The organism is Pseudonocardia acidicola, assembly GCF_012911935.1.
GTDB classification, from domain to species: domain Bacteria; phylum Actinomycetota; class Actinomycetes; order Mycobacteriales; family Pseudonocardiaceae; genus Pseudonocardia; species Pseudonocardia acidicola.
This window is the reverse complement of sequence record NZ_JAAXLA010000013.1, coordinates 76439-102604: the sequence shown is the minus strand read 5'-3', so window position 1 is coordinate 102604 and position 26166 is coordinate 76439. Positions and strand designations below refer to the sequence as shown.

22 protein-coding genes are annotated in these 26166 nt (G+C 72.9%); 12 read left to right on the top strand and 10 right to left on the bottom strand.

The features are described 5' to 3' along the window. Positions 1–30 precede the first annotated feature (30 nt). The 5 genes from HF526_RS09790 to HF526_RS09770 all read right to left on the bottom strand — a co-directional run bounded on the left by HF526_RS09790 (position 31) and on the right by HF526_RS09770 (position 6464). Positions 31–366 (bottom strand): DUF202 domain-containing protein, encoded by a 336-nt coding sequence (locus tag HF526_RS09790; RefSeq protein WP_169381043.1) that lies wholly within the window; start codon positions 364–366, stop codon positions 31–33. Beyond that, entirely contained in the window at positions 363–752 is a 390-nt protein-coding gene (locus tag HF526_RS09785) for a YidH family protein (RefSeq protein WP_169381042.1), read from the bottom strand. The genes HF526_RS09790 and HF526_RS09785 overlap by 4 nt, the downstream gene beginning before the upstream one ends. 34 nt (positions 753–786) lie before the next feature. Beyond that, entirely contained in the window at positions 787–1908 is a 1122-nt protein-coding gene (locus HF526_RS09780) for an Mrp/NBP35 family ATP-binding protein (protein WP_169381041.1), read from the bottom strand. Next, complete coding sequence (locus tag HF526_RS09775) at positions 1908–4829, bottom strand: molybdopterin-dependent oxidoreductase (RefSeq protein ID WP_169381040.1); 2922 nt, start codon at positions 4827–4829, stop codon at positions 1908–1910. The genes HF526_RS09780 and HF526_RS09775 overlap by 1 nt, the downstream gene beginning before the upstream one ends. 81 nt (positions 4830–4910) lie before the next feature. After that, positions 4911–6464, bottom strand: a complete 1554-nt coding sequence (locus tag HF526_RS09770; RefSeq protein ID WP_169381039.1) for a 4Fe-4S dicluster domain-containing protein — start codon at positions 6462–6464, stop codon at positions 4911–4913. Positions 6465–6642: 178 nt separating this feature from the next. Here HF526_RS09770 and HF526_RS09765 point away from each other — a divergent pair, with 178 nt between their 5' ends. Beyond that, the gene (locus HF526_RS09765) at positions 6643–7845 is read left to right on the top strand and encodes an NAD(P)/FAD-dependent oxidoreductase (protein ID WP_169381038.1); all 1203 of its coding nucleotides are present in this window, start codon (positions 6643–6645) and stop codon (positions 7843–7845) included. A 10-nt stretch (positions 7846–7855) separates the two neighbouring features. Here HF526_RS09765 and HF526_RS09760 read toward each other — a convergent pair whose 3' ends face one another. The 4 genes from HF526_RS09760 to HF526_RS09745 all read right to left on the bottom strand — a co-directional run bounded on the left by HF526_RS09760 (position 7856) and on the right by HF526_RS09745 (position 11262). After that, complete coding sequence (locus HF526_RS09760) at positions 7856–8632, bottom strand: GntR family transcriptional regulator (protein WP_169381037.1); 777 nt, start codon at positions 8630–8632, stop codon at positions 7856–7858. A 257-nt stretch (positions 8633–8889) separates the two neighbouring features. Continuing rightward, positions 8890–10272 carry a rhodanese-like domain-containing protein gene (locus HF526_RS09755; protein WP_169381036.1) on the bottom strand — a complete coding sequence of 461 codons (1383 nt, stop codon included), beginning with the start codon at positions 10270–10272 and terminating at the stop codon, positions 8890–8892. Between the two features lie 234 nt (positions 10273–10506). Then, a complete protein-coding gene (locus HF526_RS09750) occupies positions 10507–10860 on the bottom strand; it encodes an MBL fold metallo-hydrolase (RefSeq protein WP_211177005.1) in 354 nt (117 codons plus the stop codon). A 135-nt stretch (positions 10861–10995) separates the two neighbouring features. Then, entirely contained in the window at positions 10996–11262 is a 267-nt protein-coding gene (locus HF526_RS09745) for a metal-sensitive transcriptional regulator (RefSeq protein WP_169381035.1), read from the bottom strand. A 456-nt stretch (positions 11263–11718) separates the two neighbouring features. Here HF526_RS09745 and HF526_RS09740 point away from each other — a divergent pair, with 456 nt between their 5' ends. From HF526_RS09740 to HF526_RS09705, 8 genes are read left to right on the top strand one after another with little or no spacing between them, the layout of a single operon-like run. Next, a complete protein-coding gene (locus HF526_RS09740; protein WP_169381034.1) occupies positions 11719–11871 on the top strand; it encodes a hypothetical protein in 153 nt (50 codons plus the stop codon). Then, positions 11868–12773 carry a presqualene diphosphate synthase HpnD gene (gene hpnD, locus HF526_RS09735; protein WP_169381033.1) on the top strand — a complete coding sequence of 302 codons (906 nt, stop codon included), beginning with the start codon at positions 11868–11870 and terminating at the stop codon, positions 12771–12773. Before HF526_RS09740 ends, hpnD begins: the two co-directional genes overlap by 4 nt. Further along, a complete protein-coding gene (gene hpnE / locus HF526_RS09730) occupies positions 12770–14155 on the top strand; it encodes a hydroxysqualene dehydroxylase HpnE (protein ID WP_169381032.1) in 1386 nt (461 codons plus the stop codon). The genes hpnD and hpnE overlap by 4 nt, the downstream gene beginning before the upstream one ends. Further along, positions 14152–15180 carry a polyprenyl synthetase family protein gene (locus HF526_RS09725; RefSeq protein ID WP_239028500.1) on the top strand — a complete coding sequence of 343 codons (1029 nt, stop codon included), beginning with the start codon at positions 14152–14154 and terminating at the stop codon, positions 15178–15180. Before hpnE ends, HF526_RS09725 begins: the two co-directional genes overlap by 4 nt. Continuing rightward, positions 15180–17081 carry a squalene--hopene cyclase gene (gene shc / locus HF526_RS09720; RefSeq protein WP_169381030.1) on the top strand — a complete coding sequence of 634 codons (1902 nt, stop codon included), beginning with the start codon at positions 15180–15182 and terminating at the stop codon, positions 17079–17081. The genes HF526_RS09725 and shc overlap by 1 nt, the downstream gene beginning before the upstream one ends. 8 nt (positions 17082–17089) lie before the next feature. Further along, positions 17090–18589 (top strand): 4-hydroxy-3-methylbut-2-enyl diphosphate reductase, encoded by a 1500-nt coding sequence (gene ispH / locus HF526_RS09715; protein ID WP_169381029.1) that lies wholly within the window; start codon positions 17090–17092, stop codon positions 18587–18589. 2 nt (positions 18590–18591) lie between these two features. Continuing rightward, positions 18592–19596, top strand: coding sequence for an adenosyl-hopene transferase HpnH (gene hpnH, locus HF526_RS09710; protein ID WP_169381028.1), 1005 nt, complete (start codon positions 18592–18594; stop codon positions 19594–19596). 45 nt (positions 19597–19641) lie between these two features. Beyond that, complete coding sequence (locus HF526_RS09705; RefSeq protein WP_338051386.1) at positions 19642–20355, top strand: VC0807 family protein; 714 nt, start codon at positions 19642–19644, stop codon at positions 20353–20355. Between the two features lie 20 nt (positions 20356–20375). On the opposite strand, the gene HF526_RS09700 is transcribed toward HF526_RS09705, so the two are convergent. After that, positions 20376–21509, bottom strand: a complete 1134-nt coding sequence (locus tag HF526_RS09700; RefSeq protein WP_211177003.1) for an MGDG synthase family glycosyltransferase — start codon at positions 21507–21509, stop codon at positions 20376–20378. Positions 21510–21550: 41 nt separating this feature from the next. Here HF526_RS09700 and HF526_RS09695 point away from each other — a divergent pair, with 41 nt between their 5' ends. From HF526_RS09695 to HF526_RS09685, 3 genes are all read left to right on the top strand, one after another. Beyond that, entirely contained in the window at positions 21551–24067 is a 2517-nt protein-coding gene (locus tag HF526_RS09695; protein ID WP_169381027.1) for a wax ester/triacylglycerol synthase domain-containing protein, read from the top strand. A 76-nt stretch (positions 24068–24143) separates the two neighbouring features. Further along, the gene (locus HF526_RS09690; RefSeq protein WP_239028499.1) at positions 24144–25061 is read left to right on the top strand and encodes a DMT family transporter; all 918 of its coding nucleotides are present in this window, start codon (positions 24144–24146) and stop codon (positions 25059–25061) included. Continuing rightward, positions 25058–25801 (top strand): SDR family NAD(P)-dependent oxidoreductase, encoded by a 744-nt coding sequence (locus tag HF526_RS09685; RefSeq protein ID WP_169381025.1) that lies wholly within the window; start codon positions 25058–25060, stop codon positions 25799–25801. Before HF526_RS09690 ends, HF526_RS09685 begins: the two co-directional genes overlap by 4 nt. Positions 25802–26166: the final 365 nt, after the last annotated feature.

The following is a 26166-nucleotide window of genomic DNA, read 5'->3' as shown; positions in this document are numbered from 1 at the left end:
GCCCGCGTCACGGTCCGCCGGGTCCGCCGGTCACCGGGTCCCGATCAGGAAGACGATGACCAGAACGGCGAGCAGGCAGATGAACACGGTGATCGTGGTCAGCGGCCCGCGCGCCGGGCCGATCCGCTCGGGAGGGGTGCGGGTCAGCCGGCGTTGCCGCAGCCGGGCCAGGGTGAAGCACGCGACGCCGAGCCCGAACGCGGCCACCGCGGGCAGCCAGCGCTGGTACTGCGCGGTGTGGATGTTGCGAACGAGTAGCAGGGCGCCGTTGGCGAGAAAGCCGAGGGCCGTGCGGTCCCAGGCCAGGACGGTGCGCTCGGCCTGCAGACCGGGCCGGTCGCCGAGGCGGCGTGCCGACCTGCTCATCGCGTCAGGAACAGCAGCACCACGACGGCCACCGCGATCACGCCGAGCCCGATGCCGAGCAGCAGCGGCATCTTCGTCGCCGGCAGATCCTCGTCTCGGCGCATCGCCCGTTGCAGGGCCCGCCATCGCCGGTAGCTTCCTGCGGTCACGGCGACACCGAGCACGACCAGGACCGAGCCCAGGACGTGGCGGGTGCCCGGAGGACCGAACGTGGGGACCAACTGGACGACGGCCACGCCGCCGGCGATCAGGGCCAGTGCGGTGCGATTCCAGGCCAGGAACGTCCGCTCGTTGGCGAGGGTGAAGCGGTAGTCGGGTTCCCGATCGACGCCGGTGCCGGTGTTCACGGCCTCCTGACGCCGGGTCACGTGGTGGTCATCGCGCATGGTCCCTCCGTGGTCGTGCGACGGGGCCGTGGCCTCATACCACGGACAGGGGGAGGGCCCGGCCCGACAGGCTGCGCCGCACGACCGGCAGTCCCGCCGCCAGCCGCCCGAGCGCCAGTCCCGAGGCGGACGACGGCGAGCGCAGGACGACGGGTACGCCGTCATCGCCGGCGGCCCGGGCCTCGACGTCGAGCGGAATCTGCGCCAGCAGCGGCACCCCGGCCTGCGCAGCCAGTCGCCGCCCGCCGCCCTCGCCGAACACGGTGGTCCGCTCCCCACAGCACGCGCACACCGCCGCGGTCATGTTCTCCACGACGCCGGCGATCGGCATGCCGCCCCGCGCAGCCATGGTCAGCACCCGCTCGGCGACCGTGTGGGCGGTGCTCGCCGGAGTGGTGACGGCGAGCAGGGCGGCGTCGGGGACGAGTTCGAGCAGCGAGAGGGTGATGTCGCCGGTACCCGGGGGCAGGTCGATGAGCAGCGCGTCGAGCTCGCCCCAGTAGGTGTCGGTGAGGAACTGCTCAAGGGCCTTGTGCAGCATCGGGCCGCGCCAGACGACCGGCTCGCCGGGGCCGACGAAGAACCCCACCGACATCAGCGCGACCCCGTGGGCCGGCACCGGCAGCATCAGCCCGCCGAGGGTCAACGGGTTGCGGTGCACGCCGAACAACTGCGGGATCGAGTGGCCCCATACGTCGGCGTCCAGGACGCCGACCCGCTTCCCGCCGGCGGCGAGAGCGGCGGCCACGTTGGCGGTGACGGTGGACTTGCCGACCCCGCCCTTGCCGGAGGCGACCGCGTAGATCCGGCAGGTGGTCCCGAGACTCCCGGTGATGGGCCGGGTGGTGGCCCGCAGGTGCTCGGCGAGTTCGATCCGCCGGCGTGCCGGCATGGAGACGAAGTCGACCGTCGTGCCACCGGGTCCCGCGGCGGCGTCGACCGCGGCGCGGACGGCGGCGGCGAGTTCGTCCCGCTGCGGGTGTTCGGCCGTGGCCAGCGCGAGCTCGACGGTGACCCCGCCGCGCCGGCCGGGGCGCACGTCGTTGATCATGCCGAGCTCCCCGAGCGAGCGGCGCAGCTGCGGGTCGATGATCGCCGCCGCGGCGGCGCGGGCGCCGTCGAGATCGGCGCTGCGGGGATGTCGCCGGCCGAGCATCACCCCTCCTCGCGCCCGGCAGGGTCACCGGTGGGGATGCGGAAGGCCCGTCGGCGCGGCTTGACCGGGCGCATCTGGAACTCGGGCCGGCGTTGGCCCCCCGGGCCCAGGCAGGGGCGGGTCTTGGCCAGCCACTCCCGATAGACCTGGGCCGAGCGGTCTGCATCGACATACACGTCGCCGTACCGATCGCCGGGGTGGGCCTTCTCCAGACGCACCTTCTGCAGCCAGCAGTGCTGCCCCGACAGCGGGTCGGGTTGCACGCCGAACGCCAGGTTCTGGTGCACCCCGGGGTCGGTCCACCAGATGCGTTCGGAGTCCGGGTCCTCGGAGGCGAACGGGGCGACGCCGCCCTTGTAGCGCAGCAGCCAGGTGTTCGCACCGTTCGGGTGGGTGATGTCGACCAGACCCGAGACCCAGCGGCTGCCTTCGGTGTCGTGCAGCCGCCAGCGGCCCATGTGGTGCGACAGCGCGCAGACCCCGGGGCGGATCCCCTCGGTGACCCAGACCCGCGCGACGAGGTGGCCGATCGAGGTGGACAGCCGAACCAGGTCGTCGGTGACCACGCCGTGGCGTGCCGCGTCGGTGGAGTTGAGCCACAGCGGGTGTGAATTGGAGATCTCGTTGAGGTACTTCGCGTTGCCCGAGCGGGTGTGGATCAACGTGGGCAGCCGGAAGGTGGGGATCAGGACCAGGTCGCCGGCATCGAGGTCGATCTCGCGGTGGGCGACGTGGGAACGGATGTAACCGGGCGTGGCGTGCTCGGTCCAGCCCCAGTCGCGCATCGCCGTCGAGTACACCTCGAGCTTGCGCGACGGGGTCAGCCAGCCGGCCGTGGTCGAACCGTCGTCGTGGCGCACCCCGACCGCGCCGGCCTCGCCGAACAGTGGCGGGGTGGAGTCGAGGGTCACCGGCTTGCGCAGCACCCCCCGGGTGTCCGGGGCGGTGTCGATCTCGGTGTCGTCGAACTCGTCGGCGCCGAGTGGGCGCTCGTCCTGGCGGTAGAGGTCCCGGCCGACCTCGACCACGCCGTAGCGGCGCATGTACTCCAGCGGGGTCAGTCCCTCGGACCTCGCCTTCTCGACCAGGCCGGGCACCCGGTTCTCGAAGACCCACCGGTAGTACTCGTCGACGGTGATCTTCTCGCCCGGCCGGTACGGGGACTCGAAGTACCGGCGGATCCCCAGCGAACCGTCCGGATCGATCCGCCAGGACAGGTCGAACCAGAACTCGTTCTCCTCCCACACCTCGCCCGGGTTGGCGTCGCGGGTGTCGGTCACCGGGTGTCCGAGCTTCTCCATCGCCACCCGGCGCACGGGCTGGCGGAAGCCCAGCCACTTGCCGGAGTGCGTCTCGTAGGAATGGGTGTCGTGCCGCTCGGTGGCGTGCCCCATCGGCAGCACGTAGTCGGCGAACTCCGCGGTCTCCGACCAGGTCGGGGTCAGCGCGACGTGCAGCCCGACCTGATGGGGGTCGGCCAGGGCCCGCATCCAGGCGAAGCCGTCGGGATAGGTCCAGATCGGGTTGAACACCCGCGAGAAGTAGACCTCGAGCCGACCGCGGCCCTCGGCCAGGAAGTGCGGCAGCAGGATCGACATCTCGTTGGTGGCCATCGGATACTCCCGAGGCCAGATCAACTCGTTCCAGTGGTCGTGCGCGGGCGGCATGTTCGGGCCGTGCGGGATGAACTTGTTCCATCCGTTCGGGCTGGTCCCGCCCCGCGTGCCGATCGACCCGGTCAGCGCCAGGACGAACCACAGGCAGCGGGCGACCTGCCAGCCGCCCAGATTGCCCGCCGCCGCCGAGCGCCAGATGTGCGCGGCCAGGCGGTGGTCGCACCGGGCCACCAGCTCGGCGAGCTCGACGATCCGCTCGACCGGTACCCGGGCCTCCTCGGCGGCGAACTCCGGGGTGTAGCCGGCGTAGTCGGCTTCGAGACGATCCAGGAACACCTCGAAGCTCGGTTCGGCCAGCGGGTGCAGCTCGGCGAGGTAGGTCTGCCAGTTGAACCAGCGGCGCAGGAAGGGCTGGTCGATCTGGCGGGTGCGCAACAGATGGGACACGACGGCCAGCAGGATCGCCGCCTCGCTGCCCGGCCACGGCGCGATCCACAGGTCGGCGTGGCCGGCGGTGTTGGACATCCGCGGGTCGATCACGATCAGCTTCGCGCCCGACTGCTTGCCTTCCATGATCCGCTGAGCGTGCGGGTTGAAGTAGTGCCCGGTCTCCAGGTGGCTGGACAGCAGCAGGATGACCTTGGCGTCTGCGTGGTCGGGGGAAGGCCGGTCGTAGCCGCCCCACAGCGTCATCCCGAACCGGGCGCCCGAGGAGCACACGTTGGTGTGGCTGTTGTGCCCGTCGACGCCCCAGGCGGCCAGGAAGCGCTCGGCGAAGCCGTCCTCGCCGGGCCGGCCGACGTGGTACATCACCTCCTCGTGGCGGTCCTGCTGGATCGCGGTGCGGATCCGGCCGGCGATGTCGTCCAGCGCGGCATCCCAGCTGACCCGCTCCCAGCGGCCGCCGCCGCGCTCCCCGGCGCGGCGCAGCGGGTACAGGATCCGCTCCGGGTCGGTGATCTGGTTGATCGTGGCCGGGCCCTTGGCGCAGTTGCGGCCGCGGGAACCGGGGTGGGCGGGGTTGCCCTCGACCTTCTTGATCGAGAGGTCGTCCTTGTCGACGTAGGCGAGCAACCCGCAGGCGGACTCGCAGTTGAAGCAGGTCGTCGGGATGAGCATGTAGCTGTGCGGAACCTTGCGGGGGTGGGCCTTGGCGTCGTACTCGATGTGGTTGTCCCAGCTCGACACCGGCGGGAAGTTCCGCAGGTGTTCGTGCCGGCGCTCGCCGGGCAGCGGGTGGCCGGCCGCCGGTGCGGCCGGGGGAGCGGGGGCGTCCCCGATGCGCTGCGGGGCCGATTCGGTCATGTGATGCCTCCTGCAGTGCTGGGCGCGAGTGGGACGAATGCGGACCCGGCCGGCGCCCTCGGGGAGCCGGACGAGGCCACTTCAGGACAGGGGCACGTCCTGACCGGCGCGGACGAACACGCTCTCGTAGCACAACAGCGCTATCTGCACGGCCAGACCGGCGGCGACCGCAGCGGCGGGATGTGCCCCGGACCAGCTCACCGCGGCGACGGCAGCGGCCACCACCGCGAGCCCCACTCCGGCGGACCAGAACAGACGCGCATACGGGCCGTGGGTGGCCAGGTGCGCCGCGGCGGTGGCGTGGGCGCTGGTGTGGCGCCCGCCGAACTCGAGAAGCAGCATCAGGACGTGGACCGTGGTCGCCACGACCAGCACGCGTGCGAGCAGCGCCACGCCGTCCTCGGGCAGTCCGGTGACCCCCGCGGTCACCGCCAGTGCACCGGCACCGACCATGAAGGCCTGTGCCTGCAGGTGCCAGAACAACAGCGGCGACTGCCACAGATCCCGGCCCTCGGCCTGACCGAACAGGAACGCGGTGTAGCCGGCGGTCAGCACCCCACCGGCAACGGCGAGCGCGGCGAGCACCCTCAGCACTGCCGTCGCCGCGGATCCGGGGCCGCCGGGGACCGAGCCGGACTCGATGAGGATTCCCAGCACCAGCCACGCCGTCGACAGCGCCGCGAACACGGTGAGCACCACCCCACCACGGACCAGCCATGAGGCGGGGTTGGGCCTGAGGAAGATGTACAGGAACCGCTCCGGGCGTTTGAGGTCCCAGACCAGCAGCGCCCCGGTGATCATCGTTCCGGCGAGGCCCAGCGCCGGGGCGATCACGGTGCCCACCGTCCCGAGGTCGACGCCGAGGAACTGCGCGAGCGCGGCCAGCATCAGCGCTCCGGCGCCGACGCCTTTGGCCCACAGGTAGGTGGTCACCCGCCAACCCCACGGCCGGGGGTGCGCGGTGTCGAGGGTGGTCCGGGCGGCGGTCACCGGATCCGGAGTCAGATGCGCGGCGACGCCGGCGCGATGCGGGTCGGGCCGGGAGGACAGATAGCCGCCGGCGGCGGGGGCGGCCAGCGGGTCGAGCACCGCGCGGTCGGCACCGAGGTAGAACACGTTCGGTCCGGTGCCCTGCTCCGGGGCGCGTACCGACACCGGGTTCTCGGCCACCAGCCGGGCGATGCCGCTGGCCGGGTCGTCGAGGTCGCCCACCCAGATCGAGTGCGTCGGGCATACCACCACGCATGCGGGTTCCAGGCCCTCGTCGACCCGGTGGGCGCAGAAATTGCACTTCGCTGCGGTGTGGGTGTCCTCGTCGATGTAGATCGCGTCGTACGGGCAGCCCTGCATGCAGCTCTTGCACCCGATGCAACGGTCGGAGTCGAAGTCGACGATGCCGTCCGCGCGGGTGAACAACGCCTTCGTCGGGCAGATCGTCACGCACGGCGCGTCCGTGCAGTGGTTGCACCGCATCACCCCGAAGTCCCGCGTGCTCGACGGGAACGTGCCCTGGTCGACGTACTTCACCCAGGTCCGGAACTGGCCCACCGGAATGTCGTGCTCGGTCTTGCACGCCACCGTGCACGCGTGGCACCCGATGCAGGTGCGCTGATCGATCGCGAACCCGTACCTCATCAGTCCGCCCTCGCCGTTCCGGCCGCAGTCCGACGGGTGTGATCCCCGCCATAGCCAGATAACCGCGACAGCAGTCCTTATGTCCAGACCTATCGGTCCTCAATGACCCGTCATTGGCCTTGTGTGATCTGAAACACGTCTATAGGTTGGCCCGCCTCAACGGATCGGGAGACGTGTCATGGTCAGCCGAGCGCATTACAAGATCGTCATTGTGGGCGGCGGCTCCGCCGGCATCACCGTCGCCGCCCGGTTGCTGCGTGCCGGCGAACGCGACGTTGCGGTCATCGAGCCCGCCATGACGCACTACTACCAGCCCCTCTGGACCCTGGTGGGCGGCGGCTGCGCCCCGATCGAAGCCAGCGCTCGTCCTGAGGCCAAGGTCATGCCCAGAGGCGCCACCTGGATCCGGGAGTCCGCCGCGGAGATCGACGCAGACACCCAGGAGGTCTCCCTCACCGGGGGCCAGACGGTGCACTACGACTACCTCGTCGTCTGCCCCGGCATCCAGCTCGACTGGGCCAAGATCTCCGGGTTGAGCGAGACCCTGGGCCGCGACGGCGTCTCCAGCAACTACGTCTACGAGCTCGCCCCGGCCACCTGGCGGTTCATCCGCGAGACGCGGTCGGGTATCGCCGTGTTCGGGATGCCGTCCGGGCCGATCAAGTGCGCCGGCGCCCCGCAGAAGATCGCCTACCTCGCCGCGGACTACTGGCGTGAACAGGGGGTCCTCGGCAACATCGACGTCCACCTGGTGCTGCCCACGCCGGCGATGTTCGGGGTCAAGGAGTTCTCCGACGTGCTGCTGGACGTGGCCCGCCGCTACGGCATCACCGTGCATTTCAGCAGCGAGGTCACCGACGTCCGCCCGAACAGCCGGGAGGCCGTGGTCACCGACCTCAACACCAAGGACACCACCACCCTGCCGTACTCGTTCATGCACCTCGTCCCGCCACAGAGCGCCCCCGACTGGATCAAGAAGGGGCCATTGGCCGACCCGGCGAACCCGGCCGGCTACGTGGAGATCGACAAACACACGATGCAGCACGCCCGCTACGCGAACGTCTTCGCACTCGGCGACGCCGGCTCCTCGCCGAACTCGAAGACCGGAGCGGCGATCCGCAAACAGGCACCCGTCGTCGTCGACAACCTCACCGCCGTGATGAACGGGCGCACCCCTTCCGCCGAGTACGACGGCTACGCCTCCTGCCCGCTGACCACGTCCCGGCACACGATGCTGCTCGCCGAGTTCGACTACTCGATGCGGCCGACGCCGACGATCCCGCTGATCGACACGATCAAGGAGCGCCGGGACATGTGGTACCTCAAGCGGTACGGGTTGCCGTTCATGTACTGGAACCTGATGCTGCGCGGCCTTGCCTGAATCGGCGCGGTCAGGCAGCCGGCGCTGCAGCCGAGGCGATGCCGAGCTGGTAGCCGCCCCGGGCGGAGAACTCGGCGCGGAAGCCGAACCGGTCACCGCGGACCAAGGTCTGCCGCCATTCGACGCAGCGGCCCGCCGCCAACCCCGTTCGTTCGATCGAGAACGCCGCCACCCGGTCCGGGCAGCGCAGGATCTCGGCTTCCGTCGTCGTCGGCACCACCGCATGGATCTGCTCGCGGCCACCCTGCAGGCGTACACCCGTGCGTGCGGCGAGCTCGCCGTACAGCGAGGTGTGGGTGAAGTCGGCCTCGAGCAGCGGCTCGGCGATGGACGCGGGAAGCCACACCCGATCCAGTGCCAGCGGTTCCTCGCCGGCCAGCCGCAGGCGCTCCAGGTACACCAGCGGCGTCGACTCCTCCAGGTGCATCCGGGCCGCGATCACGCCGTCCGCTCGGACGTCCAGCTTGCGGACGATGCTGCTCTGCCGCATTCCCGCCGCCTCGACCGAGGCGAACAAGCTGTACAGCGCCCCGAGAGGCTGCTCGATCTCGGCAGGGCGCGACAACCGCGGCGCGCGACCGCGCTCAGCGGTGACCAGCCCCTCGGCCCGCAGCGCCCGCAAGGCCTCCCGGATCGTGTTGCGACTGACCTCGTACTGCTGGACCAGCGCCTTCTCTCCCGGGAACGCGCGGTCGAACTCGGCCGCCGAGAGCCGCCGCCGCAGGTCCTCCTGGATCTGCGCCCACAGCGGAAGCGGGCTGTTGCGGTCCACCGCATGAGCTGCCATCGGTCTTGTCCCGGTTCCCGATCGACTGTTGTGCCACCAGGGTAACGTTGGGACATTCTGCCTGCCCGGGTACCTGTGAGTCGCTCCGGACAGGGAGCAGCGGGACGGCCGGCCGGGTGGAACCGCGCGATTCCGCCCGCGCACGATTCCCGTGACGGCGGGGCGCCGGTCCGAGCCGTCCCCGGATCGACGCCCCGCCCTTGCTGATCAGCCGGGTCCGCGGCCGGTCTCGCGCCCGCCCGCCGGCGCTCGGGGCCTCAGCTGACGGACTGCGGTGTCATCGACGCCCAGGCCGCGTACCCGCCGAGCAGGTCGGAGACGTCGGCCCAGCCCTCCTTGCGAAGCAGGGCGGCGGCCACGCTGGAGCGGTAGCCCCCGGCGCAGTAGGTCACGACCGGGCGCTGCCGCGGGACCTCGGCCAGCCGTCGCGGCAGCTCGGCCAGCGGGATGTGCAATGCGCCCTCGATCGCGCCGCCGGCGAGCTCGCCGACGTTGCGGACGTCGATCACGGTGGGCGGGACCGGGCGGTTCACGGCTCCGGCCAGCTCGGACGCGGTGAGCCGGCTCGCCCGGACGATCCGGTCAGGGGCCGTCAGGAACGCGCCCTCGGGCTCGCGCAGGTAGCCGCGGACCTTGTCGAACCCGATGCGGGCCAGTCGGACGACGATCTCCTCCTCGCGGTCCTGCGGGGCGACGACCACGATCTCCTGGTCGGGCTGCACGACCATGCCGGCCGTCTCGGCGAACCGGCCGTCGGCGGGCACGTTGACCGACCCGGCGAGGTGTCCGGCCGCGAAGTCCTGCGGGTGGCGGGCGTCGAGCACGAACGCCCCGGCCTGCTGGCGGTCGAGCACGTCCGCGATCTCGAGCGGCACCGGTGGCGCGGCGGCGTCGAAGACGGGGTGCAGCTTGCGGTTGAGCACCGCGTCGTAGACGAAGTAGCCCGGCGCGGAGGGCTGGCCCGCGGTGACGATCGCGAGGAACGCATCGTCGCTCATCGGCTGGCAGGCGTAGTTGCCGGTGCGCTGGGCGCCGATGGTGGACCAGTGCTCGGTGGACAGGTTCTTGCCGCACGCGGAGCCGGCGCCGTGCGCGGGGAAGACCCGCACCTGGTCGGGCAGGGCCATCAGATGCTGAATCGAGGTGTGGAGCATCCGTCCGAGCTCGTCGGCGGCGAACCCGATCGATGCGAGCAGATCGGGACGGCCGACGTCGCCGATGAACAGGGCGTCACCGGTCAGCACGCCGTAGGCCACCGGATCGTCGGCGTGCTCGAACACCTGGATGCTGATCGACTCCGGCGTGTGGCCAGGGGTCTCCATGATCTGCAGCGTCACCTCGCCCAGCGTGATGCGCTCCCCGTCGGCCAGCTTGCGGATCGGGTAGTCGGCCTCGGCGCGCCGTCCGTAGCCGATCCACGCTCCGGTCGCCTCGGCCAGCTCGAGGTGTCCGGCCAGGAAGTCTGCGTGGAAGTGGGTGTTGATCACCGCGACGATGGTCAGGCCGTGTGCCCGGGCGTCGGTGAGGTACTCGGCCACGTCACGGCGGGGATCGACGACGACGGCCTGGCCGGTGGTCTCGTCACCGATCATGTAAGAGGCCTGGGACAGGCAGTCGAGGTAGTACTGGGTGAACAACACGGCGTCCTCCTGAGGTCGTTTCGGTGGTGCCGTCCTTCCACTGAACCCCCAGGGGTATGCGGGCCGTCCCGCTGGAAGTCCTCTCCCGGGGTGACCTCCGGCCCCTCCCTGCCGGGCCGGTGGTGGGAGGTGCGAGCGCGGGTATCACCGTGGCCGCCCGGCTGCGCCGGAACGAGCAGGCCGACGTCGCCGTGATCGATCCGGCGATGACGCACTACTACCAGCCGCTGTGGATCATCGTCGGGGCGGTCGGGCGCCGATCGAGATCACCGCCCGGCCGGAGGCGTCGGTGATGGGGTAGGCGCCGAGCCCGGCGAGCAGCGAGCCGACGTGGTCCTGCTCCTCCAGGGTCAGGGCCGGGTTGATCTTCTCCTGGGCGCCGACCGTCGAGGCATCCCCGCTGGTCGGGCTGGCCGAGCAGAAGCTGCCGAACCCGTGGGTCGGGAAGACCGGGGTGTCGGCGGGCAGCCGCCGCGCCGGCCGGCGCACCGAGCGGAACTGGGCGTGAGTCAGCTCGGTCGTGTTCTCCGGGTCGACGAGGTCGGTGCGCCCGGTCGCGCCGTAGAGCATGGAGCCGCCGGTGAACACCGCGTGCACCCGCCCGTCGGCGGAGGTCAGGGCGTAGCTGATGTGGTGGTGGGTGTGCCCGGGGGTGTGCAGTCAGCCGGCCATGGATGCGGCTCGCCGCCGGCTGGAACCCGTCCGGACGCGTCGTGGGAGCGATCAGGCCAGGGAAAGGAAGAGGCGTTCCAGCTCGGCTTCGTCCACGCCCCGGGTGCCGTCTTCGCCCTGGGTCATGCACTGCCGCAGGCCCGTCGAGATGATCTTGAAGCCGGCCTTGTCGAGGGCTCGGGACGCGGCGGCGAGTTGCGTCACCACGTCGGAGCAGTCGCGGCCCTCCTCGATCATGCGAACGATGCCGCCGATCTGGCCCTGCACCCGCTTGAGCCGGGTCACGACATCGGCCAGCTTCGCGGCGTCCACATTCATGCCGGTACTCCCTGTTCCGCCGGGGCCGACGAGCCTTCCTGGCCGGCTACCCCCGGGGGTATAACACCACAGTACCGGCCCGTGTTCGCGTACTCGGGATCGATGAGGACGAGTCCTGGAGGTACAGGCCGATCACGATCGGGCCCTCCTGAGTTGCCGCCCACGCCCTCGCACCCGCGGCCGGCCGTGCACGCGCGGCCGGTGGCCCGCCGGATGAGGTGGATGATCGCGTCCGCGGCGAGAGGCGATCTACGCCGGCCCGTGTGAGCCATGGCGTCGGCCGGTGACCACATCCGGCAGGGAGCGGAACCCGGCGCATGCCGACCGCTGGACACCACGCTGCACAGATGTGGGCGCTCCGCCGGACCGGGATTGTCCGGAGGCGACAATTCCGGAGTCGCAGTCCTGATCACAGATGCGGAGAGATCCACAGCAGGTCCGGGCAGCATCGCATCCGTGGGTGCCCGGCAGCCGGAAGCGGACGCGTCCGCCGGGCCGGTGCCCGCAGGAGAGACGCGGCAGTTCCTGGAGCACCGGCAGGACGTCGCCGAGGACCGCCGCGACGTCGCCCGGCACGTCGTCACCGAACTGATCCGGAGCGCCAGATGACCACTGCGCAGAGTCCACTCGCCCATGCGTACGCGGCCTGCGAGGCCATCACGAAGCTCGAGGCCCGCAACTTCTACTACGGCATCCGGTTGTTGCCGCCGGCGAAGCGGTCGGCGCTGTGCGCGGTCTACGCCCTGGCGCGCCGCATCGACGACATCGGCGACGGGGACCTCCCCGCCGAACAGAAGACCCGCGCCCTGGCCGAGCTGCGCGCCTCCCTCACCCGGCCGCCGGACCCGGCCGACCCCGTCCTCACCGCGGTCACCGACGCCGCCCGCCGCTACCCGATCCCGATGGACGCCTTCGACGAGCTCGTCGACGGGGTCGAGGCGGACGTCCGGATGGACACGGCCGGGCTCACCCACCAGACGTTCGACGACATGGTGGGCTACTGCCGGTGCGTTGCGGGCTCGGTCGGGCGCCTGTGCCTGGGCATCTTCGGTTCCCGCCCGCATCCGGAGGCGGCCCGCTACGCCGACGCCCTCGGCATCGCGTTGCAGCAGACCAACATCCTCCGTGACATCCGCGAGGACCTGCAGAACGGCCGCGTCTACCTACCCCAGGAGGAACTGGCCCGCTTCGGCGCCGAGCTGGTTCTCGACGAGCACGGCGTGCTGGTCGACAAGGCCGGCGGGCTGGCCGAGCTGATCAGGTTCAGCGCGGCGCGCGCCCGCGCGTGGTACGCCGACGGGCTGCGACTGGTGCCGCTGCTGGACCGGCGCAGCGCCGCGTGCGCCACCGCGATGTCCGGTATCTACCGCAGGCTGCTCGATGACATCGCGGCCGACCCGCCGTCGGTGTACCACCAGCGCCGGTCGCTGTCGGGCTGGCAGAAGGCCGGTGTCGCGGCCCGGGCCCTGGCCGGAGTGGCCCCGGTACCGGGAGGAGGCCGGACGTCGTGAGCGCACACGTGGGCGTGATCGGCGGCGGCCTGGCCGGGATCACCGCCGCCCTGCGCTGCGCCGACGCCGGCTGCGCGGTCACGCTGCTGGAGGCCCGCCCGCGGCTCGGCGGCCTGGCGACCTCCTTCCGCCGCGGTGACCTGGATGTCGACAACGGGCAGCACGTGTTCCTGCGCTGCTGCACCTCCTACCGGGCGCTGCTGCACAGGCTCGGCGTCGCCGGACTGGTGACGATGCAGGAGCGGCTGGACGTCGCCGTACACGCCCCGGGCCGGCCCCTGAGCCGGCTGCGCCGCACCGGGATGCCCGCGCCCCTGCACCTTGCGGGGGCGCTGCTGCGTTACCGGCCGCTGCCGGTGGCCGACCGGTTACGGCTGGTCAGAGCGGCGCTGGCGTTGCGATCGGTCGACCCGGCGGACCCCGCGACCGACGCCCGCAGCTTCGCCGACTGGCTGGTCGAGCACGGCCAGAGTCGCCGCGCGATCGAGGTGCTGTGGAACGTGGTCGGGGTGGCCACGCTCAACGCCACCGCCGACGCCGCGTCGCTGGCGTCGGCCGCCACCGTGTTCCAGCTCGGCCTGCTCAGCGACGCCGCGGCCGGCGACATCGGCTGGTCCCGCGTCCCGCTGGCCCGGTTGCACGGTGCGGCGGCGGCCCAGCGGCTGCAGGAGGCCGGCGTCGACGTGCGCACCTCGACGAAGGTCCGCTCGCTCACGCCGGCCCCCGGGCCGCGCGGCGGCTGGCGGATCGGCAGCAACCGGGGAGTGGAGAGAGCGGAGGACCTCGTGGTCGACCGGATCATCTGCGCCGTGCCACCCACGGCCGCGAAACGGCTGCTACCCGACGGAGCGCTGGGCCTGCCGGACGGCTGGGTCGAGGCGCTGGGCAGCTCGCCGATCGTCAACGTGCACGTCGTCTACGACCGCCGGGTGCTCGACGCCGAGTTCCTCGCCGGCGTCGACACGCCCGTGCAGTGGGTGTTCGACCGCACCGCCCAGGCCGGGTTGCACCGGGTGTGGCCGGTGGACGCCCAGTACCTCGCGGTCTCGTTGTCGGCCGCCGACGACGTGATCACCACCCCGGCCGCGCAGCTGCGCGAGCAGCTGCTCCCGGCGCTGGCCGCGCTGCTGCCGGCGGCCGGGCAGGCCCGGGTCCTGGACTTCTTCGTCACCCGCGAACCGCACGCCACCTTCCGGGCGGCACCGGGCAGCGCCGCCCTGCGCCCCCCGCCGCGCACCGCCGTGCCCGGGCTGTTCGTCGCCGGCGCGTGGACCGACACCGGATGGCCCGCGACGATGGAGGGGGCGGTGCGCAGCGGGGTGAGCGCGGCGGAGGCGCTGCTCGCCCACCCGGCCGCCGCTGCGGCGGAGGTGCCGGCATGACGGCCACCGCCGACGTCGACATCGCCCTGGCGGTGCTGCGACGCGGCCGGGACACCGTGACCCCGGCGCTGCGGGCCGCCGTCGCTCGGCTGGACCGCGCGAGCCGCGAGCAGGCCGCATATCACCTGGGATGGATCGAGCTCGACGGCACGCCCGGCCACGGCGGCGGAAAGGCGGTCCGGCCGGCCCTCGCGCTGCTCTCCGCCGCGGCGGCAGGTGCACCGGTCCAGGCCGGCCTGCCCGGGGCGGTCGCCGTCGAGCTCGTGCACAACTTCTCACTGCTGCACGACGACCTCATGGACGGCGACACCGAGCGCCGCCATCGCCGCACGGTGTGGGCGCACTGGGGGGCACCGGCAGCGATCCTCACCGGGGACGCGCTGCTGGCCCTCGCCGTGGAGGTCCTCCTGGAGGGCGGGTCGCCGCACGCGGCGCCCGCCGCCCGGCTGCTCGCCGCGACGACCCGCGAGCTGATCCGCGGTCAGGCCGAGGACGTCGCCTTCGAGCGGCGCAGTGACGTCGGCGTCGAGGAGTGCCTGTCGATGGCTGCGGGCAAGACCGCTTCGCTGCTCGCCACCAGCGCGGCGATCGGGTCGGTGCTCGCCGGCGCCCCCGTCGGGCTCACAGCGACGCTGCAGACCTACGGCACCGAGCTGGGGATGGCGTTCCAGCTCGTCGACGACCTGCTCGGCATCTGGGGCGACCCGGCGGTGACCGGTAAGCCGGTGCTGTCGGACCTGCGCTCCCGTAAGAAGTCCCTGCCGGTGACCTACGCGGTGCATCACGGCGGAACGGCCGGACGGGAGCTCGCGCGCTGGCTGGCCGGCGCCGGTGAGGACGGCGAGGCGCAGCTGCGCCGCGCGGCCGCGCTGGTCGAGGACGGCGGTGGCCGTGACTGGGCGGCCGCCGAGGCGCGCAGGCGGATAGCGCTGGGGGAGAAGGCACTGGCCGGCGCCGACCTCCCCGACGGACCCCGCGCCGAGCTCGTCGCGCTCGGCCGTTACCTCGTGGACCGGGAGTTCTGATGACCCTCACCGCACCGGAGATCGGCTCGTCGGGGGCGCGCACCCCCCAGGCGACGCTCGATGCCGCCGTCGGCCACCTGCGCGCGCAGCAGCACGCGCAGGGCTGGTGGAAGGGCGAGCTCGAGACGAACGTGACCATGGACGCCGAGGATCTGCTGCTGCGTGAGTTCCTCGGGATCCGCGGCGAGCAGGAGACCGCCGAGGCGGCCCGTTGGATCCGCTCCCAGCAGCGCGCCGACGGCACCTGGGCGACCTTCCGTGGCGGCCCCGGGGATCTCTCGACCACCGTGGAGGCCTGGGTGGCCCTGCGGCTGGCAGGCGACGACCCGGACGCGGAGCACATGCGGCGGGCACAGCGGTTCGTGCGGGCCTGGGGTGGGGTGGAACGCAGCCGGGTGTTCACCCGGATCTGGCTGGCGCTGTTCGGCCTGTGGTCCTGGGACGAGCTGCCGGACATGCCCCCGGAGCTGGTGTTCCTGCCCCGCTGGTTCCCGCTCAACGTCTACGACTGGGCGTGCTGGGCGCGCCAGACCGTGGTGCCGCTGACCGTCGTCGCCACGCTGCGCCCGGCCCGCCCACTTCCCTTCGGGATCGACGAGCTGCGTTCCGGCGCCGCCGCGCCGCCGCGGGCGAAACCGTGGAGCTGGGCGGGTGCCTTCCAGCGTCTCGACGCGGTGCTGCACCGGTACTCCCGGCACCCGATGCGGCCGCTGCGCCGACTGGCCATGCGCCGGGCCGCGGAGTGGATCCTGGCGCGGCAGGAGGCCGACGGCTCCTGGGGCGGGATCCAGCCGCCGTGGGTGTACTCGCTGCTCGCCCTGCACCTGCTCGGCTACCCCCTCGACCACCCGGCGGTACGCGCCGGGCTGGACGGGCTCGACCGGTTCCTCGTCCGCGAGCACACCGCGGACGGACGGGTGCGCAGGCTGGAGGCCTGTCAGTCACCGGTGTGGGACACCTGCCTCGCAGTGACCGCGCTGCTCGACGCCGGGGCGGCGCCGGACGACCCGGACCTGCTCCGCGCCGCGGACTGGATGCTCCAGGAGGAGATCCGGGTGCGCGGAGACTGGGCGGTGCGCCGCCCGCACCTCGCTCCCGGAGGGTGGGCCTTCGAGTTCGACAACGACGGCTACCCCGACATCGACGACACCGCCGAGGTCGTGCTGGCGCTACGCCGGCTCGAGCACCCGCAGCCCGAGCGGCTGCGCGGCGCGGTCGACCGGGCAGTGGCGTGGAACGTCGGCATGCAGTCCCGCGACGGCGGCTGGGGCGCCTTCGACGCCGACAACACCCGGGAGCTGATCACGAAGCTGCCGTTCTGCGACTTCGGCGCGGTGATCGACCCGCCGTCGGCCGACGTCACCGCGCATGTCGTGGAGATGCTCGCCGCCGAGGGCCTCGCGGACTCGCGGGCCTGCCGCCGCGGTGTCGCATGGCTGCTGGACGCGCAGGAGGACGACGGCTCGTGGTTCGGCCGGTGGGGCGCCAACCACGTGTACGGCACCGGCGGCGTGGTGCCGGCGCTGGTCAGCGCCGGGATCCCCGCCTCGGCTCCGGCGATCCGCGCCGCCGTGCGCTGGCTGGAGCGCCACCAGAACCCGGACGGCGGCTGGGGCGAGGACATCCGCTCCTACACCGATCCGGCGTGGATCGGGCGCGGCACGTCGACCGCGTCCCAGACGGCGTGGGCGCTGCTCGCGCTACTGGCCGCCGGTGAGCGGTCGAAGGCCGTGGACCGCGGCGTCGCCTGGCTCACCGAGACGCAGAATCCCGACGGGTCGTGGGACGAACCGGAGTTCACCGGGACCGGGTTCCCGGGCGCCTTCTACATCCGCTACCACCTCTATCGGATGGTCTTCCCGGTCTCCGCGCTCGGCCGCTACCTGGCGGCGCAGCGATGAATCCCCCGATGGACACGCCCGTGGTGTGCGCCCCGCTCGGGGTGGAACGGGCGGCCCTGGGGCGCCGGCTCGGCGGCGCCGAGGTGGTGCGCACCGGCCTGGGCCCGCAACGCTCGGCTGCGGCCGCCGCCCGGATCGCCGCGGGCGGCGCACCGCGCGCGCTGCTCGTCGCCGGGGTGGCGGGAGCCCTCGACCCACGAGCGCGGCCAGGTGATCTGGTCGTCGCCGACGAGGTGCGCCGCGACGGCGCCGACCCGGTGCCGGTGCCGACCGCTGCACCGCTCGCGGCGGCGCTGCGCCGGCTGGGGCTGCGGGTCCACGTCGGTCCTGTCGACTCCAGCCCGGTCGTGGTCGACGGCGCGCGACGGGCTGTCCTGGCCGCGGCCGGTGCGCTGGCCGTCGACATGGAGTCGGCGTGGCTCGCCGGGGCCGCGGCGGGTGGCCCGTTCGCGGTCGTCCGTGCGGTCGTCGACACCCCGGAGGCGCCGCTGGCCCGGCCGGGAACGCCGGTCCGGGGGCTGGTCGCACTGCGCGCCCTGCGCCGCGCTGCGCCGGCCCTGCGCGACTGGCTGGCGGCGACCGGGCCGCGGACGGTCCGGCTGGCCGAACCGCGGTCGTTCTGCGCCGGCGTGGAGCGGGCCATCGAGGTCGTGGACCGGGCCCTCGACCGGTACGGAGCACCGGTGTACGTGCGCCGGCAGATCGTGCACAACGCCCACGTCGTGCGTCGGCTGCAGGACCGCGGCGCGGTGTTCGTCCAGGAGATCGAGGAGGTTCCCCGGGGCGCGCTGGTCGTGCTCGCCGCGCACGGGGTCTCCCCGGCGGTGCGTGCTCAGGCCGACGCCCGCGGCCTGGCCGTCGTCGACGCGACCTGCCCGCTGGTGGCCAAGGTGCATGCCGAGGTACGCCGCTACAGCGGCCGCGGCGACACCGTCTTCCTCATCGGGCATGCCGACCACGAGGAGGTCGAGGGCACCCTCGGCGAGGCGCCCGACGACGTCGTCGTGGTCTCCGACGTCGAGGCCGCGGCGACGGTGCGGCCGCGGGACGCCGCGCGCGTCGCCTACGCCATGCAGACCACGCTCGCCGCCGACGAGGCCGAGGAGATCGCCGCGGTGCTGCGCGCGCGTTTCCCCGCGCTGAGCACCCCGCAGCACGAGGACATCTGCTACGCCACCACCAATCGCCAGCGCGCGGTGCGCGCGGTCGCCGCCGAGACCGATCTGGTGCTGGTCGTCGGGTCGCCGAACTCGTCGAACTCCCGGCGTCTCGCCGAGGTGGCCGGCCGCGGGGGTGTGCCCGCCCACCTGATCGACGACGTGGCCGACCTCGAGCTGGGGTGGCTGGCAGGGGCGCGCCGGGTCGGGATCAGTGCCGGGGCGTCGGCGCCCGAACACCTCGTTCAGGAGGTCGTCTCCTGCCTGTGCGGTCTCGGGCCGGTGACCGTCACCACCGCCACCACCGGGACCGAGAACGTCCGATTCACGCTACCCAAGGAGGTGAGCTGACCGTGGCGATGCCATTGCGCCAGACCATCCGACTCGCCGGCTACCTGGCGAAGCAGAAGATCAAGCGGGTCGAGCGGTTCCCGCTGCTGGTCGAGCTCGAGCCGCTGTTCGCGTGCAACCTCGCGTGCGCAGGCTGCGGCAAGATCGCCCAGCCCGCCTCCCTGCTCAAGCAGCGGATGCCGGTCGAGCAGGCCGTCGGCGCCATCGAGGAGAGCGGAGCGCCGATGGTGTCGATCGCGGGCGGCGAGCCGCTGATGCACCCGCAGATCGACGAGATCGTCCGGCAGTTGCTGGACCGCAAGAAGATCGTGTTCCTGTGCACCAACGCGGTGCTGCTGCCCAAGCACCTGCACCGGTTCACCCCGCACCGCGACTTCGCCTGGATGGTGCACATCGACGGGCTGCGCGAGCGGCACGACGCGTCGGTGCGCAAGGACGGTGTCTTCGACCAGGCTGTCGCCGCGATCAAGCTCGCCCGCGCCCAAGGCTTCCGGGTGATGACCAACACGACCTTCTTCGACACCGACACCCCGCAGGACGTCATCGACGTCCTGGACTTCCTCAACGACGAGCTCGGCGTGGACAACATGCAGATCTCACCGGGCTACGCCTACGAGAAGGCCCCCGACCAGGAGCACTGGCTGGGCGTCGAGCAGACCCGGGAGCTGTTCGCGAAGGCGTTCGCCGGGGGGCGGCGCAAGCACTGGAGGCTCAACCACTCGCCGGTCTTCCTGGACTTCCTGGAGGGCCGCCGCGAGCTGTCCTGCACCGCATGGGGCATCCCGTCCTACTCCCTGCTGGGATGGCAGCGGCCGTGCTATCTGCTCGACGACGGTTACGCACAGACCTACCAGGAGCTCATCGAGGAGACCGATTGGTCGGCGTTCGGGCGTGGCAGCGACCCACGCTGCGCGAACTGCATGGCGCACTGCGGCTACGAGCCCTCGGCGGTACTGGCCACGATCGGGTCGCTGCGCGAGTCGTTGCGCGCCGCGGCGGGCAGCTGAACCCGGCGCAGCGGAGAAGTCGGATGAAAACTTCGCTCTCTCCGCGTGATCGGCGTCAGTACACTGGCCTCATTCCGCGCCGAGGAGAGGCAGCGCACGCACATGGCGGAGCACCGCACGACGATTCACCTCCCGTCGATCGGATCATTACTCCGCCATGCCGGACGTCCGCTCCTGGAGTCCACGCTCATCCCTCTCGGCCTGTTCTGGTTGCTGTTCACCCAACTCGGGTTCGACGCCGGGCTGGTGGGAGCGCTGGGCTGGTCGGCGCTGGCCGTCGGCCGCCGACTGGTCCTGCGCAGGCGGCTACCGGCGATCCTGATCATCAGCACGTTGCTGCTGATCATCCGGACGGTGGTCGGGTTGTGCACGGGAAGTGCGTTTCTCTACTTTCTGCAGCCCACCGTGCAGAATTTCGTGTTCGCGCTGGCGCTGCTCGTGACGATCGGTTTCGACCGTCCTCTGCTGGCGAAACTGGCCGACGATTTCTGCGTCTTCCCCGAGGCGGTGACGGGGAATCGGGGGATCAAGCGTTTCTTCCGGCGGGTGTCGCTGCTGTGGGCGCTGGTCTTCGTGGTCAACGGCGTGACGACGCTGACGGTGCTGGCCACCCGGACGGTCGGGGACTACCTGATGGTGTCGACGGCGGGCTCGTACTCGGTGGTGGCCCTCGGCATCGGGCTGTCGCTGTGGTGGTTCCACCGGTCGCTGGCCGGCGAGGGCCTCCGCCTGCGGATCGGCGCGCCCGCCGCGATCTGAGGGCGCATCCGGATCGCCGGTCAGATCCGGTCGCTCAGGGCGGCCAGCTCGGCATCCAGGTCCCGGCGGCCGAACTCTGCCGCGCGCCGGCCCAGAGCGGCCAGTTCGGCGGGGTCGTGGCACAGCCGCCGGATCGCCGCCGTCACGTCGGAGGGCCGCGGGCAGAGCAGGGCGAGGCCCGCCGCGGCCATCATCTCGGCTCCTGCCCGGCCGTGACCGGGCACCGGTGCCGCGAACAGCACCGGCCGCCCGACGGCCAGCGTCTCGGTCGCGATCATGCCGCCGGCCGTCGTGAGCACCACGTCCGCCGCGGCGATCAGCTCGGGGATCCGGTCGGTCCATCCCTGCACCACGAGCCGCTCGGGCGGCAGGTCGCGGGCCTGCAGCCGGGTCCGCAGCCGTTCGTTGCGCCCGCACAGCGCCACCACCTGCACGTCGGTGCCGGCCGCCGCGACGGCGTCGACCAGCCGCTCGATCCCCCCGAAACCCAGCGAACCGCCGCTCACCAGCACCACGAACGCGTCGGCGCGCAATCCGGTGGCGGTGCGCGCCCCGGCCTGGTCACCGGGCCGGAAGATCGGGTCGACCGCGGCCGGGACCACCCGGATGTCGGCGCCGGGAGCGACGGACCGCGCCTGCTCCTGCGACGCCGGCAGCAACGTCCAGGTCTCGTCGAGGTCGGGCCACACCCAGAACGGGTGCACGGCGACGTCGGTGACCACCGCGACCGTGTGCGCCGGGAGCCGTTCGTGGCGGCGCAACCAGGCCAGCCCGCCGGAGATCATCGGGTAGGTCGACACCACCAGGTCCGGCTGCTCGGCCATGAGCAGCGGCTCGAGGGCCCGGCCGAACCGGCCCGCCGCCAGCTCCTTGAACAGCTCGGCCAGACGCGGTTGACGCACCAGCAGGTCGTAGCCGAACCCGTAGGCACGCGGCGCGACCCGCATCGTCACCGCATAGCTGCCCTTCAGCAGCGCGTCGCGCCACGGTCCGCCGCGGCCGGTGTGTTCGACCTCCCGCACCCTCGCCTCCGGCCACAGCGCGCGCATCCGGGTCGCCAGGGCTCGTGCGGCGGCGACGTGCCCCTCGCCGACCGGCGCGGACAGCACCAGGACCCGGCCGGGGGCGGCCGGGGATCCGTCGGGTCCAGTCATGCGGGCACGCTAGCGCCGCGGCGATCATGGAGGGCAACCCGATGAGTTCGGAGACGTACGCGCGCCCGGCCGTTGCAGGCGGCGACGCGGTTCCCCGCCCGGCGCACCCGCGTCGCGTCCTGCTCGTCACCGGGACCATCGGCGCGGGCCATCACGCCGCGGCCCGTGCCGTCGAGGAACGGGCCCGCCAGGTGTGGCCGGGTGTCGAGGTCAGGTGGACCGAGACGCTCGACGGGATGGGCCGGCACACGGGCCCGCTGTTCCGGGCCGTCTATGCCGGGTGTGTACGGCACCTGCCGTGGCTCTACGAGTTCTACTTCTGGCTGCTGTGGCACGTGCCCCCGTTCCGTGCCGGGACGCGTGCGGTGATCGGCGCCTGGAGCGGGCGGGGGCTGGCCCGGGAGTTGGCCCGGCACGATCCCGACCTCGTCGTCGGCACGTTCCCCGAGGGCATCACCGGGCTCGCCCGGCTCCGCAGGCGGGGCCGGCTGCCGGTGCCGGCGGTCGCACTCGTCACCGACCCGGCACCCCATCCGCTCTGGGCGGATCCGAGCCTCGACCTGCACCTGGTCTCCACCGAGGCCGGGGCGGCGCTGCTGAGCAGGGCCGCCCCCGGTGCGCGGGTCCAGGTGGCGGGCCTGCCCGTCGTGGCCCGGTTCTCCCCGCCGGACGCCCGTGCCGGGCGAGCGCGTCCGCTGGTGTTCGTGTCGTGCGGCTCGATGGCGTTCGGTGACGTCGCGGCCGCCTGCGCGGCCGTCCTCGACGCGGGCGCGGATGTCCTGGTCAGCGCCAGCCGGGTCGCCGCCGCACGCCGGCGGCTGGAGCGGATCGCCGGCGCGCACCCACTCGGTGAGCGGATGCAGGTGGTGGACTGGGTCGACGATCCCGCCGCGGCCACCCGCGGCTGCGATGTGGTCGTGACGAACGCCGGGGGAGCCACCGCGCTGGAGGCCGTGGCCTGCGCCCGGCCGTTGCTGCTCTTCGCGCCGATCCCCGGCCACGGCCGGGCCAACGCCGCGGTACTGGCCGAGGCCGGCCTGGCGCGGGTGTGCCCGGCGCCCGCGGATCTGGCCGCGGCGGTCGGGGAGCTCGTCGACCCCGATCGTCGCGAGGCCGTGGCGCGCCGCCTCCGCAGCCGGCTCGCCGGCGCCGACCTCGCCGCCGACGTCGCGGCCCTCGCCGAGCTGACCGGCCGGCGGGGCGGGAGGCCCCGCGTCGCCACCGCACCGCCGTCCGGCCGGCGGGTGCGTGCGCAGGATGCGCTGTTCCTGCACGCCGCGACCGCCCAGGTGCCGCAGCAGGTCGGTGCCCGCGTTCTCGTCGAGGATCCGGCGGGGCGCGGCGACTGGCCCGAGTACCTCGTCGAGCTCGTCCGCACCCGGGCACCGGACATCGAGTTGCTGAGCAGGCGGCTCGCCCGCCCGCGCGTCGGGCGCGCCCTGCGCTGGAACGTCGACGACGCCCACGCCCCCCACCGGCACGTCCGGCCCGGCATCGTGGACATCGGGCCGGGCGGCGACCACCCGAGCTGGGACGACGCCGTCACCGCCTTCATGGGCACCGCGGTCGACCCGGTCGGCACCGGGTGGGAGTTGCAGGTCGTCCGCGACCGCGGCGCCGGTGAGATCGCGGTGCTGGCGAAGGTGCACCACGCCCTCGGCGACGGCCTCGCCGTCACCGACGCGCTGATCCGGTTGTTGACCGACGAGTCGGCGCACCTGCCTGTGGCTCACCGGCAGGGCCGGTCGCCGGCCGGGTCCGCCGCCGCGGACCCGCCGGCGGGGGCCGGGGACGCCGTGTCCGGGCTCGTGCGCCGGGTCGCGACGGTCGTGCGGGGCATCGCGAGCCTCGCCCGCGCCGGGACGGCCGGAGCGTCCCCGCTGACCGGCCCGATCACGAGCGCTGCGCACCGGCGGGTCAGCGTGGGGCTCGACGGCGTCCGGGTGCGTGCTGCGGCGCGTTCCCACGGGGTCGGTACCACGGTGCTGCTGCTGGCTGTCGTCGCCGACACGCTGCACACGCTGCTCGCAGAGTGCGGCCCGGACGGCGCTGCGCCGGCGACCGTGCGCGCCATGGTGCCGCTGACCACCCGCACCAGCGCCGCGGTGGGCAGCCGGGCGCTGGGCAACCGCACCGCGGCCGTGTCCGTGGACCTGCCGACCGGGCCGATGCCGGCGGCCGAACGCGTCGCCCGGGTGGCGGGAGCGCTGGGCGACGGCTCTTCGGCCGGCCAGCCCGAAGGTGCGGCCGCCGTCCTCACCGTCCTCGGGGTACTGCCGCGGCGGCTGCAGGCGCCGCTTGTCCGGCGGGTGTACGGGCGACGGTTCTTCCACATGCTGGTCTCGGCGATGCCCGGGGCGCGGCGCCCGTTGCACGTGCGCGGCGGGCTGGTCCGCGAGGTCTACCCGGTGTTGCCGCTGGCCGACGGGGTCGGTCTGGCCGTCGGGGTCCTGAACTGGGGACGCACGACCGGCATCGGGATCACCGCCGATCCGGGCCTGGTACCCGGGATCGGGGGAATATCGACTCGCCTCAGAACGTCGTTGGCGAGTATGTAGTTCATGTGGCGAGTGCCGCGGCGGCCGAGGGCCGCCCCGATCCGGGCCGGGGCTGGTGATGAACGCGGAGGCAGCGATGGCGATCGCGGTGCCTGCCGCCGTGCTGGGCGCCGCGGGATTCGGTTTGGCCACCGCTGCCCAGCAGCGGGCGACCAAGGAGGTCGAGGTCTCCCGCACCCTCAGCCCGAAGCTGCTCGTCGAGCTGCTGAGACGCCCGATGTGGCTGCTCGGGCTGCTTGCCACGGTCGTGGCCCTGATCCTGCAGCTCGTCGCGCTCGCATTCGGACCGATCGCGGTCGTGCAGCCGCTGCTGGTCACCGGGGTCACCTTCGCCGCCGGCTTCTCCGCGCTCCTGGCCCGCCGTCGTCCCGACCCGCTGATCCTGCTCGGTGCGCTGTGCTGCGCGGCCGGCCTCTCGGCGTTCCTGCTGCTGGCCCGGCCGTCTTCGGCCGGCGCCGACGACCACATCGACCTCGCATCCGGCCTGCCGCTCGCGATCGCCCTCGCGGCCCTGGTGGTGGGCTGCCTGGTGTACGCGGCCACCGTCGAGCATCCGTCGCGAGTGCTCGCACTGGCGCTGGCGACCGGCGTCCTGTACGGGGTGACCGCAGGGCTGATGAAGGTCGTCACCGGCCAGCTGCGGACGGGGTTGGACGAGCCGTTCCAGCACCTGGCCCTCTATGTCGTCTGCATCATCGGTCCGATGGGATTCCTGCTCAGCCAGAACACGTTCCAGCAGGGCCGGCTGGTGTCGCCGGCGGTCGCAGTGATCACCAGCGTGGATCCGGTGATCGGGGTCCTGATCGGTGTGAGCTGGCTGGGCGAGAGCCTGGTCACTTCCCCGGCCATGCTCGCCGGCGAGTGCTTCGCCGCGCTCGTCGTGGTCGCCGGGATCGCCTTCATCGTCGCCCGCGGGTCCCACCTGCTCCACCGGCTCGAGACGGAGGACACGGTGCGGATAACCGAGCACCGCGCCCGCTCGGCGTTCGGATGAGGCCGGCCGGCCGGCTCGCCGTGATCACCGGGGCCTCGTCGGGGATCGGTGCGGCGGTGGCGGATCGCCTCGCGGGTGAGGGCTGCCCGCTGATCCTCGTCGGACGCGATCGCGCGCGCCTCGACGCGGTCGCCGCCCGCACCGGAGGCCGTCCCGTCACCGCGGACCTGAGCGAGCCTGCGGGAATCGACGCGGTCTGCGACGTCGCGGACGGCCGGGCGGCGCTGCTGGTGCACGGTGCCGGGGTCGGCGCGGCGGGTCCGCTGGCCGACATCCCCGCCGCGACCGTCGGCGAGCTGACGGCGGTCAACCTGCTGGCGCCGGTGCAGCTCACCCGGGCCCTGCTCCCGACATTGCGCGCCGAGCACGGTCACGTCGTCTTCGTGGCCTCGATCGCGGCGATCGGGGTCGCGAACGAGGCGGTCTACTCCGCGACCAAGGCGGGTCTGCGCGGCTTCGCCGACGCGCTGCGCGTCGAGGCGGACATCGGAGTGACCACCGTCCTGCCCGGCGCCGTCGACACCCCGTACTTCGAGCGCCGTGGTCGTGGCTACCACCGGCGCTTCCCCCGGCCGGTGACCGCGGAGCGGGTGGCCGCGGCCCTCGTCGACGCCGTGCGCCACAACCGCGCCGAAGTGTTCGTACCGCGCTGGCTCGCCGTCGGGGCCCGAGTCCACGGCCTGGCACCGGCCACCTTCACACGCCTGTCACGCCGCCTGGATCGGGGCAGCGGCGGTTGAGGCCGGTGGGCGTGTTCCCGGCCGCTCAGGTGCGGGCCGGCTCCTCCGGATCGGTTCCCGCGCTCGTTGTTCCGGTGGGGAGCCGTTTCTTGGCGATTTTCTGGGTTCCGGTGAGCGGCCAGGTCGTCACGAACTCCACGTAGCGGGGGCCGTTGTCGGGCGGTGGCCGGTGTTCGCACCAGTCGCGCAGCTCGGCGGGGGGCAGGTTCGGCGGGGCAGGTCCGGTGGAGGAATTCGTGCCCGCGCCATGCCGGCCGGGCCGTGGTCCAGCGGGCGGCAGAATGGGATATCGAGCAGGTGGACTCACGGGGCAGGAAACCGATGAAATCGTCGACCATGCTGCCGGCGACACGAACATCAAGGTG